Source organism: Candidatus Andeanibacterium sp., assembly GCF_057143545.1.
Genome location: NZ_DBNHSF010000088.1, coordinates 1 through 1960, shown reverse-complemented (window position 1 = coordinate 1960; position 1960 = coordinate 1). Strand labels below are relative to the sequence as shown.

Annotated in this window: 4 protein-coding genes and 1 tRNA gene; 2 read left to right on the top strand and 3 right to left on the bottom strand. The window is 65.1% G+C overall.

Features of this window, described 5'->3' with window-relative positions:
• Positions 1-313 (top strand): thymidylate synthase (thyA, locus tag AC16XC_RS05535; RefSeq protein WP_484033648.1); only part of this gene is annotated, 313 nt, incomplete at its 5' end.
• A gap of 6 nt (positions 314-319) precedes the next feature.
• On the opposite strand, the gene AC16XC_RS05530 is transcribed toward thyA, so the two are convergent.
• The gene (locus AC16XC_RS05530; RefSeq protein WP_484033647.1) at positions 320-778 is read right to left on the bottom strand and encodes a hypothetical protein; all 459 of its coding nucleotides are present in this window, start codon (positions 776-778) and stop codon (positions 320-322) included.
• A gap of 189 nt (positions 779-967) precedes the next feature.
• On the opposite strand from AC16XC_RS05530, the gene AC16XC_RS05525 reads away from it, so the two are divergent.
• A tRNA-Asp gene (locus tag AC16XC_RS05525) sits at positions 968-1044 on the top strand.
• Positions 1045-1060: 16 nt separating this feature from the next.
• On the opposite strand, the gene AC16XC_RS05520 is transcribed toward AC16XC_RS05525, so the two are convergent.
• Both AC16XC_RS05520 and AC16XC_RS05515 read right to left on the bottom strand, forming a co-directional pair.
• A complete protein-coding gene (locus tag AC16XC_RS05520) occupies positions 1061-1273 on the bottom strand; it encodes a DUF2842 domain-containing protein (RefSeq protein WP_484033646.1) in 213 nt (70 codons plus the stop codon).
• Positions 1266-1856 carry a 5-formyltetrahydrofolate cyclo-ligase gene (locus AC16XC_RS05515; protein WP_484033645.1) on the bottom strand — a complete coding sequence of 197 codons (591 nt, stop codon included), beginning with the start codon at positions 1854-1856 and terminating at the stop codon, positions 1266-1268. The genes AC16XC_RS05520 and AC16XC_RS05515 overlap by 8 nt, the downstream gene beginning before the upstream one ends.
• Between the last annotated feature and the right edge of the window lie 104 nt (positions 1857-1960).

Below are 1960 nucleotides of genomic sequence, written 5' to 3'. Positions count from 1 at the left end.
CGCGCTCTACCAGAGGAGCTGCGATGTCGCGCTCGGCCTGCCGTTCAACCTGTGGTCGGGGGCCTTGCTCCAGCGAATGATCGCGCAGCAGGTCGGTCTCGAACCGGGCGAGTTCATCTGGATGGGCGGCGACACCCATCTCTACTTAAGTCATGGCGAGCTGGTCGAAGAGCAGCTGTCGCGAAAGCCTTCGGGCCGCCCGCGGCTCGAGATCCTGCGCAAGCCGGATTCGATCTTCGACTACCGGATCGAGGATTTCGAAGTTCGCAACTACGCGCCGCAGGGCGCGATCAAGGCGCCGATCGCGGTCTGACGCGGTTCAGCGTACGAACGCGCTGTAAGCGATCCGGCCGGTGCCCTGTGCGGCTTCGCGCGAGGTGATCCGCCAGCGGACATGGGTCACGTCGGCGGCCGAGGCGAGGCGGGTTTCGCCGCCTTCGCGAATCCTGAGATCGCCCAGTTCGCCCCAGCTGCGTCCGCCATCGACCGAAACCTGCTCTCCTTCGCGGCCCGACTGGCGGAAGCTGAGGGTTGCGGGGATCGGACTGGTCACGGCGAAACCTTCGGCGTCCCGGTCGCCCGACCATTCGAGCACCAGCACGACCTTGTCGCCGCGCACCAGCCGGCTGGCGGGTTCGATGCGGCGGACGATCCGTCCATCGCCGGTGTAGCTGGTGCGCTCGACATAGACCGAGCTTTCGAGTGCGACATCCTGCCGGGCAATTGCCGGCGTTGCGGCAAGGGCTCCGAACAATGCTGCGGCAATCAATGAGCGCATGGCTGGTTTCCCCGTTCCGAAGCGGTTGCTTCGGCGTTGCAACTACGGCGCAAGGGGCAAAAATATGGTTAACGCGGCGGTAAATTATTGCCGCGACCGGGCAGTTCGTTTCACCCGCGAGCGGGCGCGGTTTGGAGCAGTTGACAGCACCGCGGTGCTGCCCTAGTGGCGCTGCTCCCCAAGAGGCACGCGGGTGTAGCTCAGTTGGTTAGAGTGCCGGCCTGTCACGCCGGAGGTCGCGGGTTCAAGTCCCGTCACTCGCGCCACTTGGGAATTTCCGGTTCATCCCCAGCGACCCGTTTCCATCCAGATCAGGAAGCGCCTGAGCGGGACGAGCCACACGATTCCAAGCACCAGGTAGAGCACCGCCTGCAGCAGGACGTGCAATTGCCCGATCCAGTGCGAGGCCCACATCACGCCTGCAGCGTAAATGGCGAGCCCGACCAGCAGAGCGAGGATCCCGAACGGGATTCGCCAGGTCGGCCTGTCACGCATCGAACGGCCCCAGCAGCCTGGTTGGCGTCACGATGGCATGGAGCGGCATGTCATGGGCTTCCACCGGGAGTTCTTGGACTTCCTGCATGTCCCACGCCATGCCGATGCGGACCACGTCCGGATGCGCGGCGAGCCATTTGTCGTAGAACCCGCCGCCCTGGCCCAATCGGTCGCCATCTGCGGTGAATGCGACCAGCGGCATGAACAGCACGTCGGGCACGACCGGTTCGGCCTCCTCGCTGCCCTGCATCAGCCCGAAATAGCCCTTGGCGAGGTCGCTTTCGCCATAGGGGTCGCTGTGAACGCGGAACACCATCGGCGTCTTGAGATCGACCAGCCAGGGCAGCGCGATCGTATGGCCGCGCTCGAAGAAGAATTTGGCATAGGACGCGGCTGGAGCTTCGCCGGGATCGGCGCGGTAGAGGCCGATCACCGCATTTTCGGGAACCAGGTCGAGCACCGGACCCGGCGGGCGGTAGAACACCAGCGCGCTCGCGTCCGGGCCGAGCGATCGGGCGTGTTCGAGCCGTGCCTTGCGCATCCGGGCGCGGATCAGCTGCTTTTGTTCGATGACGTTCGACATCGCGCCCCTTTGCCGGAGTGCCGTGTCGAAGGGAAGAGTGACGGGACCACCATGGGCCGGTGCCGGGGAAATCCTCTGACGCCTCAACGTCAGGTGGGAACCAT

Excerpts from the sequence above, each read along its gene's own strand:
- AC16XC_RS05520 (WP_484033646.1), bottom strand. The coding sequence starts at position 1,273 with ATGCGTGACAGGCCGACCTGGCGAATCCCGTTCGGGATCCTCGCTCTG.
- AC16XC_RS05530 (WP_484033647.1), bottom strand. The coding sequence starts at position 778 with ATGCGCTCATTGATTGCCGCAGCATTGTTCGGAGCCCTTGCCGCAACG.
- AC16XC_RS05515 (WP_484033645.1), bottom strand. The coding sequence starts at position 1,856 with ATGTCGAACGTCATCGAACAAAAGCAGCTGATCCGCGCCCGGATGCGC.